Genomic DNA, 14,975 nt, shown 5'->3' with positions numbered 1-14,975 from the left:
CAACATCCGCTACGACCGCTACGCCAACCACTTCTGCGCCTTCCTCACCCTCGCCGCCACGCTCACCTGCTACAAGAAACTCCGAAAAGCAGCCACATGCGACAAGCTCTTAGTTGCTGGTCGTTGTGACCGGTTCAGTCATTTCTCCAGTGGTCCTCCCCACCACGGTCGCAGTACCTGGGCGTACACCGGCTGCGCGGCTCCCGTTGCCCTCCCCGATCGCTCCCCCGCTGACCCGGTCAAGCACAGCTCTCTACCGACTGGGCGTGGTGGACGATCGTGGCCGCGTCGCCGACCAAGCCCTGATCTGCGCGATCGGCTGGCCTTGCGGCACCGGTCTGGCGATCCAGGAAGCCAAGGGCCGCTTGACGATTCACCCCAACGAGTGCTCAGTGACCATGATCACCAAGCACGGCCATCTTCGGTTGCCCGCAGCAATCCGTCACCGAGTCGGCCTCCGACTGGGCGACCGGGTCCTGCTCGCCGCCGACCTCAACCGGCAGGTCCGCACGGTCTACCCACCCGCAGTCCTCGATGTCCTTCTGGCGGGTGATTTCCCATGACCGCCACACCGTCCACATCAGCCGAACTGGACGCCGCCCGGTTGCTGTTGAGCCGGATGGGCATCAGCCCACAAGACCTCCTCACCGCGCCAGTCGAACGCTCCACAATCCCGACGTTCAACGAGTACATCCCCATTGTGTCCGCCGCGGTCACCGACGGCACCCGGCGCGTCTACGCCTCCTACTGGAACCGGATCCTCGACCACTGGGGCGACCGCAGACTCGACGAACCCACACCATCCCAGATCAGACAGCTCGTCGAGCACGTCAAAGTCAACGTCGTCGCCCGCCGCAACGCCCGCGGCGGACACAGCGCAGGCGGACACCTCATCGCCGCCCTGCGCTGCCTCTACCGCCACGCCGAAGACGACGAACTCATCAGCCCGACGGTCAACCCAGCCAAGAAGGTCGCCAAACCACGCCGACTGCCGTCAACCCGACGCGCTGTGGCAGACACCCCAAGCTGGCCGAGATCAACGAGGTTGAACCGTCACGGATTTGAGGCCGCTTCCGTTTTGAGGAAGATGGTCGTCATCATGTAGAAGCGTTACCCGCCTGAGGTTCGTGAGAAGGCCGTGCGGCTGGCTCTGGAGCGGTTGGAGGAGTATGGCTCGCCGTACGCGGCTGCCCGGGCGCTCGGTCCGATGGTCGATGTCCATCACGAGACACTCCGGATCTGGATCAAGCAGGCACTCGCTGAGGGAACCGGCCCGGCACACCGACAGCGTCTGATCTGTCCTCCGCGGAGCGGGAGGAGTTGCTGCGGCTGCGCAAAGAAGTCCGGCACCTGAAGCAGGCCACCGAGATCCTGAAGCTGGCCTCGGCTTTTCTCGCGCGGGAACTCGACCCGCGACACCCCTGATCGTCGGTATCATCGACCAGTACCGCCAGGTCTACGGCGTCGAGTCGATCTGCCACGCGCTCAGCGAGCACGGGATCCAGATCGCGCCCCGGACCGACCGCAAGGCCCGCCACCGGCCAACCTCACCTCGCGATGTCGCCGACGCTCACGTGGAGAACGTGCTGCGGAATCTCAGCGGGAAGCCGGAACAGATGTACGGGCGCCGGACAATGACCCGCTACCTGCGCCGCCACGGCCATGACGTGGCGTTCTGCACGGTCGACCGGATCATGCGCGACCTGGGCCACCACGGTGTCGTGCGGGGACGACGGCCGCGGACCACGATCCCGTCCAAGAACGGGATCCGCGCCGCTGACCGGCTCAACCGTGACTTCACCGCGGCCGCGCCGGACCGGGTATGGGTCGCGGACTTCACCTACGTGTCCACCCTGGCGGGGTGGGCGTATGTGGCGTTCGTGTTCGAAGTCTACTCCCGCGCGATCGTCGGCTGGACCGTGTCCAGCACGAAGACCACCGGCCTGGTGTCCAAGGCACTCACGACGGCGGTCTGGCGACGTGATCACCACGGGCACCCAGTCGAGCCGGGATTGGTGTTCCACTCCAATGCCGGGAGTCGATACACGTCGGCTCGTTTCAGTGAATCCCTTGCCTTGCAAGGGCTCACGGCATCGGCCGGGTCCGTGGGTGACGCCTACGACAACGCTCTGGCGAAGTCGATCATCAGGTTGTTCAAGACCGAGGTCGTCAGCCAGCACGGCCCGTTCACCACCCTGGCCGAGGTCGAGTTCGCGGTCATGGAATGGGTCGACTGATACAACAACGCCCGCCTGCACTCCCGACTGGACTACCGCACCCCAGCCGAACACGAAGCGCTCTACTACGCTCAACAACCACCACGCCGACCGGCGCTGGTCTAACCCCGAAGCCGGTCCCAAATCCGTGACGGTCCATCACACACCGCACATGCCATCTGAGACCTGCGAGCACGTCGAGCATGACGACGTGCCACCCGAGATCACCCATGCAGGCCAGCAGACTCACCTGCCGCCATGTCTCATCACGGGACTGCGCCACAACTGCCATCGGTCACTGACCCTGCACCACGTCGGGCAGCGCACGTCGGACAGTCTCGGCATAGGTGGCCGAGCCGTCGTCACCACCGGTACGAGCCAGAGCCGTGCTGGCTCCGGTGCCGCCGTGCGCCAGGGTGATATGAGACACCGGAGGATGATTTATGGAACGAATCGGATACCAGGTGCGTTGTGCGAGGTGGTCGTAGAGTTTTGTGTTCGTGTCACAGCACGCTCGCGGAAACGAAGTTGCGGGCGTCTCTTTCTTTACTTGCGAAACAAGCTGGAGAAGTTGCCGTCTGAAGCTCGGCCTGGGCACCGCGCCTTGCGGCACCCGCATCTCCGTCCAGACAAGTGAGGAAAAATGACACAGGGAACCGTGAAGTGGTTCAACTCGGAGAAGGGCTTCGGCTTCCTCTCCCGTGAGGCCGGCCCGGACGTCTTCGTGCACTACTCGCAGATCGAAGGCGTTGGCTACCGCAGTCTTGACGACAACCAGCGCGTCGAGTTCGAAGTCGGCCAGAGTCCCCAGGGCCCGCACGCCATCAGCGTCCGCGCTGTCTGATCAGGACGGACAGTCACATGGCACACGGAACAGTGACCTGGTTCGACGCGGAACACGGCTACGGATTCATCTCTCGCGCCGGCTTCGTCTCCCGCGACAACGGTGGCGCCGATATCTTCGTGCACCAGTCCCAGATCAGCGGCGGCACGTCCCGCCATCCCGTCTGCGTAGGCGATCGGGTGCGGTTCACGCTTGAAACGCACGCCGATGGCCTGCGTGCCGCAGACGTTCAACCGGTCGGCTAAATAACCCGTCCCTGTCAGCGACCACCCCGACAGGGGCAGACGACCCGGTGGTCTTCAGCCGTGTTCCGGTTGAAGGCCACCGGCCTGTCGGCATGACAACGAGTATGCAGGTTAGCCCGGTCGCGCCAGGAAATCCCATGATCAAAGGGCCGGGTGCCCGCCGGGCCTGCTGCTCGACCCAGATCTCGCCGACGGAACCGAACCACCGCCCGGAGCTGGACCTTGAGCACAACAGCCCATCAACGCCCTCTCGGCTCCTCATCATGTCGACGTCGGCTCAGATCGCGAACTGGAAACTTGGGGCCACGTATCACCTTTTCGGAAGGCATGCTACCTGATGACGACAGTGGACACACCACTGCCGAACGTCGCAGATCCTCGGCGAGGCAGTGACTTCGCCTGGCTCTCCCGTGAGGTCAAACAGCCAGCCTGTTGCAGCTGCGGCGCGGGCACCACATCGCCCGGATGGCGATCAACGTTCTACTGCTCGCGGCAGGTGGCCTGCGTTGGCCACGATGCCGGGCACAAGCAGATTTTCCGCTCAGGACGCCGCAACGATGTCGTCGGCTACCTGCATGGCACGCTGCTTGTGGTTCGGTCGGACACTCCGGGCGACACCACGCGCGCCACTCTGCGAACAGCGTCCGATCAGGACAGTCCAGTCGATGCCGAGACATCCTGGCGAGCAAAGGCAACAGATCGGGCAGCCCTGTCGGTGATCACCCTTCCCCCATCTGAGAGCCATATCGTGAAGCCCGTTCCCACCAAGGTCCGTCCTCCGATCAAGGCATGGACAGACTCGCTGACGACGTCCGCGGTCGGCCAGCGCGCGATCGGGTTCGCCAACGGAGCGTTCAGGGAACGTGCCGATCTGCGGGGTAAGGTTCGGCCCGCGCAGATGTCGATACGACTTGACCAGCGCCGGATCGAGCCAGACACCAGGTCACTCGCCGCAGCGTATCCGACAGCGACCGGGCGTCTTGCCGTGTTCCTGCACGGACTGATCGATACCGAACTATCGTGGTTCCACCGAGCCAGGGCCACGAAGAGGCGAAGTCGTATCGATTTCGGCGGCCGGTTGGCTGCGGACCTGTCCTACAGCCCGGTGTATCTGCGTTACAACACGGGACGGCACATCTCTGACAACGGACGCGAACTCGTCACCCTGCTCTCCGCCCTTGTCGAGAACTGGCCGGTGCCGGTGACCCAGGTCGTCCTTATCGGACACTCGATGGGCGGCTTGGTAGCGCGTAGCGCACTCCACCAGGCGCAGCGCCAGACCACCCCCTGGCTGCACAAGGTGGACCGGCTGGTGTGCTTGGGCAGTCCGCACACCGGTGCACCGCTGGAACGCGCGGTCACCCGGATAACAGCCTTGTTGAGCAGATTCGCTATCGCCGGCCCACTCTCGCGGGTGCTAGCTCTGCGCAGCGATGGCATCAAAGATCTCGCACAAGGCTACCTGCACGAAGCCCAATGGCGAAAAAGTAAATCCGCTGTGGAACCGTGGCCCACCAGACTGCCCGCCGGCATCCGGCAGTACTTCATCTCCGTCACACTGTCGCGCTCAGAAGGCAGCCTTTACGGCCGTCTCGTCGGTGACTTGCTCGTGCTCCCATCAAGCTCAGGCGACCGCAACCAGAACGCCGACCATCAATGGCTCGGCGGCATGCATCACTTCCACCTGCTGCGACACGACCGCGTCTACAACGCCATACACCGTTGGCTAAGCCACAACAGCCCGCAACACGCCACCTGATCGGGCCAGTCCTGGCGGTGTGCGTCGGGCCAGCCAACCGTCTCATTCTGCGGCCCGTGCTGGAGCAGGCCGTTGCCCAGATCGGCATCGACGACCAACAGGCCGGAACACACTGTGACCGTCCCGTATGGAGTCGCCGGGCGCTACCTTGTGGAATTGTCGTACACCACCTCAGTGGGCACAACCCCTCGCGCTGGGTACTGATGCCCGGAGTTCACACGCGGTCGCGCAGACCGATCAGCGCGTCGCGGAGAAGGGATCTCGCCGTGCCGGCCGGGATGTGGTGAACGTCGCCGATCTCGGTGTAGGTCAATCCGCCGTAATAGGCCAGTTCGATCGACTTACGCTGTAGCGGAGGAAGGGCGCCAAGCCCGTTCTGCTCGGAGATGCTGTTCGTGCGTTGTCCTGAAGGGAACCGCCGGGGGCTGGGGCGATGACGCGAGCATGTAAGTATCGCATGATTAGCGTGCCACTCTCAGTCTTCAGCGGCAACTCGAACGGAGAGCGCAACCGTCCGTTTCGGACTACCTGGCGTGCGTGGAGGCTGTCACCAGGGTGGCCGCTACATCGATCACAACCCGCATGATCGAAAGAGGGTGCACTTCACCCAGAGGATGCCCCATGATGATCAGAGTGTTGGTGCGTATGGGTAACGGCGACGGTGTACGCGATTGGAGTGGCCGGTCCCCGGGCCACCACACTCCCGTCCAACGCCCGCCACGCTCGTCGACGTCGTTTTCTACTCGTGCGTATCGGGTTTGATTTAAACATCCTGGGGATCCGGGCGTCACCGGTGGGCAGGCGTGGAGATGCGGTGCCAGCACCACCCATCCGGAGCGGCGTCGAGTCCGAATTCCTGGTGTTGGGCACAAACGCACCAACCAACAGGAGGAACGATCAATGTCGACGTTCAAGACCAAAGCGGCCCGCGTGGCTGTTCCAGCGGTCGCGCTCGGACTGGCGTTCGTTACCCCCGGAATCGCCTCGGCACACGAGGGCCACGGCGACCATGGCAACTCTGACAAGGGCAAAGGTGTCGTTGCCGCCAGCGTGCAGCTTCGCCAGCTCAACCACAGCGGTGCCCGAGGTCACGGCGTGCTCGTATTGCGTGGTAACCAGGCGACAATCGCGTTCACTGCCCGCGGCGTTCTGGCCAAGGCCCCGCACGCCCAGCACATCCACATCGGCGCTCAGGGTCGCTGCCCATCGCAGAAGGCCGACACCAGCGGAGACGGCATCGTCAACACCACCGAAGGGCACCCCTTCTACGGCCACATCGGCACTTCACTGACCACCAGCGGAGACACCAGTCCCGCCAGCGGCCTGGCGGTGGACCGCTTCCCCACCCCCAAAAACACCTCCTATACCTACAAGCGCACCATCACAGTGACCAGTGACGTAGCCGCCAGCATCCGCACGGGCAAGGCAGTCCTCGTGGTGCACGGCATCGATCCGAACCACAGCGGCAAGTACGACGGTGCCGCTCCCAGCGACCTGGACCCGTCCCTGCCACTGGAAGCGACCTCACCGGCCGCCTGCGGCACCTTCCGACCGCACCAGGGCGGCTATGACCGCAATCTGGGCCTCAGCCTCGGTCTCGACCTCGGCCTGAACCGCCGCTGATCCAGCCGGTTCGTTCTGCGGGAGCATGCCCTCTTCTGTGGCATGCTCCCGCGTTTTGCCGCTGGCTTCCGTGGTTGGCACGCTTTGATCCATCCAGCAAACCCGACCGGGTCGACCGCGGGCAGCGGCGTGCTTACCACTATAGCGAAATCGGTGGCACCCGGCAGAAACCCTGCGAGCAGAAGCTGTTCGGTTCCAGCGGAACAGACGCGCCCGGCCACCAGGTCGAGGTTGTTCGTGGAATGCGGCTCGACAGCACTCTGCGATCGTCACAGCTGCTGGGTGTCCGAGCGGTGCTCGTGTCTGGTGTTGAGGTGTTGTTCGAGTGCGTCGTGGTAGGCGAACAGGGCTGGTACGCCGCCGGAGTGCAGCACGATGACCTGGTCGCAGGGCGTGCGGTTCGAGCGCCCAGTGGTCGTCGGTGTCAACGATGTGCACATCGGTGCCCAGCAGCCGCATCGTGAGCAGGTTGCCCTGGAACTCGTCGTAGTCGTCGCGGCTGAGCACCACCGCGCAGTCGAGGCCAAGTTTGCGGGCCGCGGCGCTGGTCAGCCGGGCATGGTTGCTCTGCATGGAACCGCAGGTGACGATGATGTCCGCGTTGCTCTGGAGGCCGTGGACGATCTCGTACTCCAGCTTGCGCGGTTTGTCCCCGCCCAGCGCGAACCCGGTGAGGTCCTCGCGTTTGAGCAGGACACTGGGCCCGAGCCTGTCGCTGAGCTGGGGCAACGCGTCCAGTGGTGTCGGGGTCAGGGCGAGCGAGACCCGCGGAAACCGCCCCGAGTCTCGTAACAAGAGTGGTCATGGGACTGTCCTTTCGATATCCGCGCCGGGCATCGGGATGACGGGCAGGACGAGCAGCAGGATGCCGACGGCGACCAGGGTCACCGCCGCGATCGAGTGGAGCTTGCGGGATTCGAGCCGCGAGGTGATGAGCCCACCGACGAAGACGCCGACCGCGGCGAGAACACCGAGCACTGTGCCCAGTCCGTAGTGGACGGATCCGGTGGTCGAATAGCCGAGGACCGCGAATCCCACGAGTGGCAGTTGGATGACCTGGCTGGCCGCGACGGCGGTCAACGGCGCGATGCCCAGCACCAGCAGCACCGGGACCAGCACCACCGGCCCACCAGTTCCGGTCAGGGCCGAGCCGAACCCGACCACCGCCCCGGTCGCCACCGCCGTGCCGGTGGGCAACTGGGTGTGATCACCGCCGGAACGGTGCCGTGAGTACAGCCGATAAGCGCCCGCGCCAAGAGTGATCGCTCCCAGCAGCAGCCAGACGACGCTGGCGGGAACGAGGCCGTTGGTCAGTGCGCCCAGTGTCGCCGCAGGTGCCGCGCCCAAGCTGAGCCTGCCGACCAGCGACCACGGCATCGCGTGCCGACGGGCGTAGACCAGCGTGCCGACCACTCCGGTGAACAGGAAACACCAGCTGCTCGTGCCCGCCGCGGCATGGATGTCCAGGCCCTGCAGGTGCACCAGCGCGGGCGGCAGCAGCACGCCGCCTACCCCGACAGTGCCGATCAGCAGGCCCACGGGTATCGCGAGCAGCAGGACTCCGATCATGGCACCGGATCAGGATCAGCCGGTCCACGACCGGCGTGGAAGCGCTCTGCCAGCCGCCGCACGCGCCACCGCTCCGACGCGGGCATCTGGGCGCAGTTCGCGGCGTTCGCCACAGCCGTCAGCAGGTGACGTCGCGAGATCGCTGCCGCCGCCACGCCGTCGCCCCGCTCCAGCGCCGCCAGGATCCCGGCGTGGTCCTCGGCCCACTCCCGGCACAAGGCCGCATCCGGCTGCCAGGCCACGGCCTGCGTCTGCTGCCAGAACGGACCCGAAGCGCGGTCGAGCAGAGCGATGACTTGCTCGCGGAGCAACGGGTTGCGGCACACCCGCGCGATCAGCACATGCAGCCGGTGATCAGTATCCGCGGGAATGGTGTCCGCACCGACCACGAGTGCCATCCCGGACAGCGCGTCCTGAGCCTCGTCCAGCGCGGCGGGATCAGGATCCGCGGCTGCCAGCGCGAGCACGACAGGCTCCACGGCCAGCCGCGCTTCCAGCAAATCCACCACTTCGGCGAACGAACCGGCCGCACCCACGTGCCGCGCGACACCGGGCACCGGCGACGCGCTGAGCACCACGGTGCCCCGCCTGCGCCGAGACTCGACATATCCCGCGAACTGAAGCGCGCTCAACGCCTCACGCAGGGTCGGTCGGCTGACCCCGAACTCCTCCGCGAGGTCGACCTCAGTGGGGAGCACGTCACCGACCTGCCACCGGCCCTGCTCTATCCGGGCACCTCACCCGCGATGTGCACCGCCATCGGTATCCCTCGTGCCGAGGGCGAGCATCGATCACAATCCGATCAGCGATTCGATCTGGCTGTCCTGCGATCACGCGCCAGCGGGTGTGGACGTCGATAGCGCTGCCTGTGCACGGTGTAGAGCCACGCTTATGTGCCCTTCCCGCCCCTCATCGGCAGTTTGTCGCCAGTGATGCCGGGTACACAACAAATGTGGAGATCAGCGGCTCCTGACGGGACCCCGCACCGTGTGGCGCCGATTCCGTGGCCAGGCCACCCATTCCGATCCCACAGCGGTCGCCCCAGCCCCCGGCGGCGGAGAACCAGTCGTCGTTTCCCGGAGGCAGAACACGTGAGCACTACAGTCCACGACCGCCCATCCCGCGATCACGCTCACACGGACGCGGGTCCCCAGCCGATGCTGGCGGGGGAGAAATCCCGGACCGAGATGTTCCTGGTCAAGCTGTTCGCCATCGTTCCAGCGGTGGCTCTGGCCGCGGCGGTCCCGCTTGTGTGGGGCTGGGGCCTTGGCTGGACCGATGTTGGGATCGCGGCGTTCTTCTACACCCTGACTTGCCTCGGTGTGACGGTCGGGTTTCACCGGTACTTCACCCACGGGGCGTTCACCGCTACCCGCGGGTTGCGCGTCGCGCTCGCGGTCACCGGCAGCATGGCCCTGCAGGGACCGATCATCGGCTGGGTCGCCGACCACCGCCGCCACCACGCCTATGCCGATCGCGAGGGCGATCCGCATTCCCCGTGGCTGTTCGGGACCTCGGCGGGTGCGCTGGCCAAGGGGTTCTGGCACGCGCACATGGGCTGGATGTTCCAGCGAGAGCACACCAACGCCGCCCGGTTCGCTCCTGACCTGCTCGCCGACCCGGACATCCAGCGCGTGAACCGCTTGTTCCCCGCGTTGACAGTCGTATCGCTCCTCGCCCCTGCCGTGGCCGGCGGGTTGATCACGTGGAGCTGGTGGGGGGCGTTGACCGCGTTCTTCTGGGCCGGTCTCGTACGCGTCGCGATCCTGCACCACGTCACCTGGTCGGTGAACTCCATCTGCCACATGATCGGCGACCGCCCCTTCACCGCCCGCGACAAGTCCGCCAACTTCTGGCCACTGGCACTGCTGTCGATGGGCGAATCCTGGCACAACTCCCACCACGCCGACCCCACCTGCGCACGCCACGGCGTCCGCCGTGGCCAGATCGACATCTCCGCGCGGCTGATCTGGGTCTTCGAAAAGCTCGGCTGGGCCACCAAAGTTCGCTGGCCCCGGCCAGAACGGCTGGCCCGCAAACTCAACACCACCGGGAGCGCGGCATGACTACGGACACCCTGGCCAACATGGCCCTCCGACTGCCCAACGATCCAGCCCGCAACGAGGTCCGGTTGCGGATGAAACCGGACAACGCCGCGCCTGGACATGTGGACGGCGGCTGGTGGCCGCGATCGACCGACTCGGCGACAGAGTTCCCCGCGCTGGTCGCAACCCTGACCTCGACATGGGGACCGATCAGCCGAGTGGGGTACAACCTCGACGCGTGGACCGCCACGGCACGCAAACTGACCGTGCACGACCGGGTGGTACGAATGGACGGTTTCCGCACCATGCAGCCCAACACCGTCACCCTCACGGGGCACAACCGTCAGCGGATCACCCTGCTGGTCGTACCACCGGACACCCCCGGCGGTGCGGCACGCGCGATACTCAGGTCAGCCGCCGACCCAGGCACCACCGCCACCGTCCAAGACATCCTCACCAGCAACGGCATATCCGCCGAACAGGCTCAGGCCGACACCGCCACTGCCCCTCAACCACGAACCGCTGACCAGACGCCCGAGGAACGCTGGGAGGCCGAGGGAGGCCACATCCTCGCCCAGCACCACGCGCACTGAGGACCAGATCATGACCAGAATCGAGCCGGAGAAAAGCACCAACCAGTTGACCGCGTGGAGAGACCTGGTCGAGGCGCTCGAACAGGTCGACGCGGCCTGGAAGGCCACGCAACCGACCGGGACAGACACCACCGCTTCATCCCAGTTGCCTGGCAACGTGACCGTGGCTCTCGTCAAGGCCAGCCACCGGGCGACAGAGGCGATCGTCGGCGTGACTGACATCCTCGTCGACCAGTACGACAGCGGCAGCACGTTCCGAGGCATCGCTTCGGCGCTACGACAAGCACTCGACAAGTGGCCAACGAGGTGACGACAACCTTCCGAAGCGGCGTTCTGTCCTCAAAGTACTGTCACGAGCATCAATCGGAGAGGCCGCACCTTCGCCTGGAACGCTGATGACCGCCCGCTCCTCGGTTTCGCGCTCCGACTCCATGCCGCGCGATCATGGTGGCCCGAACGCTGACGCAGCACGAGGTGCCGATAACGTTCGGGCTGAAGCAGCAACCTGCCTGCCACTCGCGGCGGACGCGGCGGTCCGTGTACGCCCGGCCACCGCCACCGCCTCATCCCACCGAAACTCGGCCTTGAAGTTGATCCTGTCGTCCAGTGGTCCGACCAGGCCGACGACGGGGTACATCAGCTGGCTCAGGGACTTCCACGGGAGATGTACGCCGACGAGGACTGACCACTGTGTCCAACGGTGGAAGGGACCATTTGGAGTCAGTCGGCATCAGCACCTGGCTGCGTGCAGTTCCCGTCTCACGGTACGGCTCAGCTCGTTCCAACTCGTCACGAACTTGGCGAGGCCTTCACGTTCGAGGGTGTCGGTGACGTCCAGGTAGTCGATGCCGAGGCGTTCCAGGGTGTCGAGGTGAGCACGGGCCGCGGGATAACTGCCGCGCACGGTGTCCGCGGTGACCCTCCCGTGATCAGCGAACGCGGCGAGGGTCGCACCGGGCATCGTGTTCACCGCACCCGGTGTGACGAGCTCGGAGACATACATGGTGTCGAGGTAGACCGGATCCTTGACTCCGGTGGAGGCCCACAGCGGTCGTTGTGCGTGTGCCCCCGCGGCTGCCAGCCGTGCCCAGCGTGGTCCGGCGATGACCTCCTCATACATCTGGTAGGCCAGGCGGGCATTGGCCAGCGCGGCTTTGCCCCTGGCGGCGAGTGCGTCGGGGGTTCCGATCGCGGTGAGACGGGCGTCGATCTCGGTGTCGACGCGCGAGACGAAGAACGACGCGACAGAATGAACGGCCGAGAGATCCAGTCCGGCGGCTGCGGCGTGTTCCAGCCCGGTGAGGTAGGCGTCCACGACCTCGCGATAACGGTCCAACGCGAAGATCAACGTGACGTTGACGCTGATGCCTTGGCCGATCACCGTGGTGATCGCGGTGAGCCCCGCTCGTGTGGCCGGGATCTTGATGAACAGGTTCGGGTGGTCCACGTCCTCCCACAGGACCCTGGCCTGGTCCACGGTGGCGGCGGTGTCCTGGGCGAGACGGGGGTCGACTTCGATCGAGACCCGGCCGTCGACGCCACCAGTGGCGTCGTAGACGTCCCGTAACGCTTGACAGGCGGCGCGCACATCGGCGGTGGTGATCGCGACTACCGCGTCATCAACGTCCGTGCCCGCACCGAACAACAGGCTCAACTGCTCGGTGTAGCGATCGCCGTTGGCCATGGCGGCGGCGAAGATCGTGGGATTGGTGGTGACACCGACGACATGCCGCTCGGCGATCAGCTCGGCCAGTTGACCACTGGCGAGCAGTTCGCGGGAGAGGTCGTCGAGCCAGATCGACACCCCGGCCGCGGACAGCTCACCGAGTGGGTCGTGGATGGGCGTGGCAGTCACGAGGAACCTCCGAGCTCGGTGGAAGGTGGTTGGACAATCCGGGTTTGTCCGGGCAGCGCGGTGGTCGCCGCGGCGTCCACTCGGCGTGAACACCGACGCATCGAGAATTCGATGGTGCTCTTCCAACGCGGGAAAGCGCGATCAGCGTTGCGGGTGACGCGTCCGCAGCCGAGGTCGCAACACGTGGCGCTTGTTCTTCCTCCGCGCGTCGGCGAGAACCACGCCCGAGGCGGCCAGGATATCGGCCGGCTCGTCCGCATTGGCCCGCCTGGCCGCCCGCATGATGGCGGCGTGGCCTGCTTCATCGGTGGCTTCCGGTGGCACGACAAGCAACGTGATCTGCCGTCCGTCCGATCCGGACACTCGAACGATGTTCTTTTCCTGGGAACACAGGGGCTTCAGTCGAATCGGTAGGTCGTCCGCTTCGTCGACGGGATTCCATTCCGCAGGGCTGAACGCCACTCGGACGACCGGGCCCAAGCGGAAGGCGAGCACGTCGGTGAGCGCCGTGAGTTCGTCGGCGAGTTCCCGGGAACGTGGCCACCAGCCACCGTCGACGTACCCTGTCGGAGGGGCTTTTGGCTTGAGCCGCAGGCGCAACGGCAGACGCGGTGCGTTCACGGAGGTCTGTTGAGCGGTGTCTGTGTGTGAGCCCGACGGCATGTCGGTGCTCCCGTCCCCGGTCGTCACGCAACCGGCGTGAGCGTTCGCCGAGGACGACGCTGACTCAACTGTCAGCGTGCGAAGTGCTCTCGGTAATGCCGAGTCTACACCCCCGCATTTGATCACGAACGGGTGCGTGAACCGGGCTGCTGCGGGAGGGGTGCGCGGTCAGCCGGGTTTGGCGTCAGGACACTTCCGGATCGCGGTTGTTCGGGAAATGGCGAGCACGGTGTCCGCTTCGGCTGTCGAGCGGGCTCAGCGGCCAGGGAGTAAGGTTGAGCAATCGCCCCAGACCTCGGCGGCCGCGTGAACAACCGAGTGGACGGGCCCATACCTATCACAGCAGACGCCAAACCGATCGTCTCCGAGCCGGGAATCGACATCATCTGCCTCGTATGTCCGCACCCGTGGAACGCGCACGATCCGATCGGGATCAGGTTCTGCAATGCGACAGCTGCCGCGGGACACGACCGCGGCTGCGTGTGCTCCGCCGACGCCGGCGTTTCCCCGAGCCAAAGACTGTCGCACCGGGCTCCCTGCAGCGGCGATCACCACTGGTTGGGCTGAACAGGAGTAACGCCACAATGGACCGTGCTGACAATCTGCGCACCGCATCAGTGCATGACCTCGACACGTTGAATCGGGAACAGCGGCATCGCGGCGTCCGTGCGGTGGCGTCCGCGGCCCACGACGCTGCTGACTGCGTGCAGTTACTCGCTGCACTCGGTCTCGATCCGGCCGACGGCCGGTCGCCGAGCGACGACGGCGTGGCGGGATTGTTGCCGGTGAACGGCAAGCAAGGCATCGACAGACGGCACACACCCGTGCGCTTGCGACCCGGGCGCGAATTCGCCTGACACGGCCGTTTCCCGACAGTGGGTGACACGGTTTGGGTCCGACGGGCGACAGCAACTCGTCGTGGCGGCCCGCCATGTGTTCCCGGTTCGGCGCGCCGAGGTGCGCCGGCCTGCCCAGTGGGAAGTCCACAGCGGACTGAACGACAGCTCGACCGCGCTGGCGTCGGGGTCGTCGTGGATCGGTTCGATGCACGGCGTCCGGCTTCGATGCCCTCCGGACTGTCGGGTGCCAGTTTGCACCGGCGGATGGATGCGTCCATTTGGGGGCCCGAGGTAGCGATCATCTGGGTGGAGGGGCTACGTTGATTGTTGTAACCCCAGACCTCGGTGCGTGACGTATCGCGATAATCGCGGATACGGATCACGAGCCGAGGTCTTTTGCGTTGATGCATCGTACGCGGCCGCCCGCATCGATCGGTTTGGCATGTGCGGCCATCGTGTTGTCCCTTCTGTCGGCGCGCCGCGCCGAGTCGGTCCATCGCTATTGTGTTTCAGGAAATGAAGGCGTTATGCGACGCATCCGCGCCGTTGTCCAGTGCTTGTTCGCGACTACCGTCGCCGCCGGAGGGCTGGTCGCTCTCGCTCCGGCGGCCCAGGCCATCACGATCCCGGTGGCGTGTAGTGAGAATGCGTTGGTCGCGGCGGTGAATCTGGCCAACTCCACTCCCATCTCCGACACTCTCGTTCTGGCCGGGGGCTGTACGTA

19 protein-coding genes, 1 pseudogene and 1 other annotated feature are annotated in these 14,975 nt (G+C 65.6%); of the genes and pseudogenes, 12 read left to right on the top strand and 8 right to left on the bottom strand.

The window, feature by feature from the left end:
* The first annotated feature begins 266 nt into the window (after positions 1-266).
* The 3 genes from ALI144C_RS00545 to ALI144C_RS00535 all read left to right on the top strand — a co-directional run bounded on the left by ALI144C_RS00545 (position 267) and on the right by ALI144C_RS00535 (position 2,237).
* Positions 267-563, top strand: coding sequence for an AbrB/MazE/SpoVT family DNA-binding domain-containing protein (locus ALI144C_RS00545; protein ID WP_237773876.1), 297 nt, complete (start codon positions 267-269; stop codon positions 561-563).
* Complete coding sequence (locus ALI144C_RS00540; RefSeq protein ID WP_237773875.1) at positions 560-1,105, top strand: hypothetical protein; 546 nt, start codon at positions 560-562, stop codon at positions 1,103-1,105. The genes ALI144C_RS00545 and ALI144C_RS00540 overlap by 4 nt, the downstream gene beginning before the upstream one ends.
* 280 nt (positions 1,106-1,385) lie before the next feature.
* Positions 1,386-1,514: a sequence feature (AL1L pseudoknot), on the top strand.
* Positions 1,422-2,237, top strand: a complete 816-nt coding sequence (locus tag ALI144C_RS00535) for an IS3 family transposase (protein WP_143230298.1) — start codon at positions 1,422-1,424, stop codon at positions 2,235-2,237. It overlaps the preceding feature by 93 nt.
* Positions 2,238-2,511: 274 nt before the next feature.
* Here the strand turns inward: ALI144C_RS00535 and ALI144C_RS58295 are convergent, their stop codons facing one another.
* Positions 2,512-2,646 carry a hypothetical protein gene (locus ALI144C_RS58295; RefSeq protein WP_269086641.1) on the bottom strand — a complete coding sequence of 45 codons (135 nt, stop codon included), beginning with the start codon at positions 2,644-2,646 and terminating at the stop codon, positions 2,512-2,514.
* 213 nt (positions 2,647-2,859) lie between these two features.
* Between ALI144C_RS58295 and ALI144C_RS00530 the strand changes: the two genes are divergently transcribed.
* The 3 genes from ALI144C_RS00530 (at position 2,860) to ALI144C_RS00520 (ending at position 5,064) form a co-directional block, all read left to right on the top strand.
* The gene (locus ALI144C_RS00530) at positions 2,860-3,060 is read left to right on the top strand and encodes a cold-shock protein (protein WP_076984983.1); all 201 of its coding nucleotides are present in this window, start codon (positions 2,860-2,862) and stop codon (positions 3,058-3,060) included.
* A 32-nt stretch (positions 3,061-3,092) separates the two neighbouring features.
* Positions 3,093-3,305, top strand: coding sequence for a cold shock domain-containing protein (locus ALI144C_RS00525; protein ID WP_441297521.1), 213 nt, complete (start codon positions 3,093-3,095; stop codon positions 3,303-3,305).
* Positions 3,306-3,642: 337 nt separating this feature from the next.
* On the top strand, positions 3,643-5,064 hold the full coding sequence (locus tag ALI144C_RS00520) for an alpha/beta hydrolase (RefSeq protein WP_083752578.1): 1,422 nt from the start codon (positions 3,643-3,645) through the stop codon (positions 5,062-5,064).
* Positions 5,065-5,278: 214 nt separating this feature from the next.
* Here ALI144C_RS00520 and ALI144C_RS58290 read toward each other — a convergent pair whose 3' ends face one another.
* On the bottom strand, positions 5,279-5,452 hold the full coding sequence (locus tag ALI144C_RS58290) for a sigma factor-like helix-turn-helix DNA-binding protein (RefSeq protein WP_269086643.1): 174 nt from the start codon (positions 5,450-5,452) through the stop codon (positions 5,279-5,281).
* Between the two features lie 512 nt (positions 5,453-5,964).
* Between ALI144C_RS58290 and ALI144C_RS00510 the strand changes: the two genes are divergently transcribed.
* Positions 5,965-6,687, top strand: a complete 723-nt coding sequence (locus ALI144C_RS00510) for a hypothetical protein (RefSeq protein WP_076984980.1) — start codon at positions 5,965-5,967, stop codon at positions 6,685-6,687.
* A gap of 269 nt (positions 6,688-6,956) precedes the next feature.
* Here the strand turns inward: ALI144C_RS00510 and ALI144C_RS57095 are convergent, their stop codons facing one another.
* The 4 genes and pseudogenes from ALI144C_RS57095 to ALI144C_RS00495 form a co-directional block, all read right to left on the bottom strand.
* Entirely contained in the window at positions 6,957-7,115 is a 159-nt protein-coding gene (locus ALI144C_RS57095) for a hypothetical protein (RefSeq protein WP_237773873.1), read from the bottom strand.
* 46 nt (positions 7,116-7,161) lie between these two features.
* A pseudogene (locus ALI144C_RS58820) lies at positions 7,162-7,416 on the bottom strand (pyridoxal-phosphate dependent enzyme); the annotation flags it as partial.
* A 72-nt stretch (positions 7,417-7,488) separates the two neighbouring features.
* A complete protein-coding gene (locus tag ALI144C_RS00500; RefSeq protein WP_076984978.1) occupies positions 7,489-8,256 on the bottom strand; it encodes a sulfite exporter TauE/SafE family protein in 768 nt (255 codons plus the stop codon).
* The gene (locus ALI144C_RS00495; protein WP_269086642.1) at positions 8,253-8,984 is read right to left on the bottom strand and encodes a FadR/GntR family transcriptional regulator; all 732 of its coding nucleotides are present in this window, start codon (positions 8,982-8,984) and stop codon (positions 8,253-8,255) included. The genes ALI144C_RS00500 and ALI144C_RS00495 overlap by 4 nt, the downstream gene beginning before the upstream one ends.
* A 429-nt stretch (positions 8,985-9,413) precedes the next feature.
* Between ALI144C_RS00495 and ALI144C_RS00490 the strand changes: the two genes are divergently transcribed.
* The 3 genes from ALI144C_RS00490 to ALI144C_RS00480 are packed head-to-tail and all read left to right on the top strand — an operon-like array spanning position 9,414 to position 11,204.
* The gene (locus ALI144C_RS00490) at positions 9,414-10,322 is read left to right on the top strand and encodes an acyl-CoA desaturase (protein ID WP_076984976.1); all 909 of its coding nucleotides are present in this window, start codon (positions 9,414-9,416) and stop codon (positions 10,320-10,322) included.
* A complete protein-coding gene (locus ALI144C_RS00485) occupies positions 10,319-10,894 on the top strand; it encodes a DUF5994 family protein (RefSeq protein WP_193441137.1) in 576 nt (191 codons plus the stop codon). Before ALI144C_RS00490 ends, ALI144C_RS00485 begins: the two co-directional genes overlap by 4 nt.
* A 10-nt stretch (positions 10,895-10,904) precedes the next feature.
* A complete protein-coding gene (locus ALI144C_RS00480; protein WP_076984975.1) occupies positions 10,905-11,204 on the top strand; it encodes a hypothetical protein in 300 nt (99 codons plus the stop codon).
* A 420-nt stretch (positions 11,205-11,624) separates the two neighbouring features.
* Here the strand turns inward: ALI144C_RS00480 and tal are convergent, their stop codons facing one another.
* Both tal and ALI144C_RS00470 read right to left on the bottom strand, forming a co-directional pair.
* Positions 11,625-12,749 carry a transaldolase gene (gene tal / locus ALI144C_RS00475; protein ID WP_237773872.1) on the bottom strand — a complete coding sequence of 375 codons (1,125 nt, stop codon included), beginning with the start codon at positions 12,747-12,749 and terminating at the stop codon, positions 11,625-11,627.
* A 141-nt stretch (positions 12,750-12,890) separates the two neighbouring features.
* The gene (locus tag ALI144C_RS00470) at positions 12,891-13,349 is read right to left on the bottom strand and encodes a DUF5994 family protein (RefSeq protein WP_143230297.1); all 459 of its coding nucleotides are present in this window, start codon (positions 13,347-13,349) and stop codon (positions 12,891-12,893) included.
* Positions 13,350-13,718: 369 nt separating this feature from the next.
* Here ALI144C_RS00470 and ALI144C_RS56525 point away from each other — a divergent pair, with 369 nt between their 5' ends.
* Together ALI144C_RS56525 and ALI144C_RS00465 are read left to right on the top strand one after the other, a co-directional pair.
* Positions 13,719-13,979: an RGCVC family protein gene (locus ALI144C_RS56525; protein WP_083752575.1), complete on the top strand. Its 261-nt coding sequence runs from the start codon at positions 13,719-13,721 to the stop codon at positions 13,977-13,979.
* Between the two features lie 17 nt (positions 13,980-13,996).
* Positions 13,997-14,269 (top strand): hypothetical protein, encoded by a 273-nt coding sequence (locus ALI144C_RS00465; protein ID WP_076984974.1) that lies wholly within the window; start codon positions 13,997-13,999, stop codon positions 14,267-14,269.
* Positions 14,270-14,975 lie beyond the last annotated feature (706 nt).

This window comes from Actinosynnema sp. ALI-1.44, from assembly GCF_001984155.1.
Classification (GTDB): Bacteria; Actinomycetota; Actinomycetes; order Mycobacteriales; family Pseudonocardiaceae; genus Kibdelosporangium.
The sequence above is the reverse complement of the archived record's forward strand: the minus strand, read 5'-3'. Positions and strand labels throughout refer to the sequence as shown.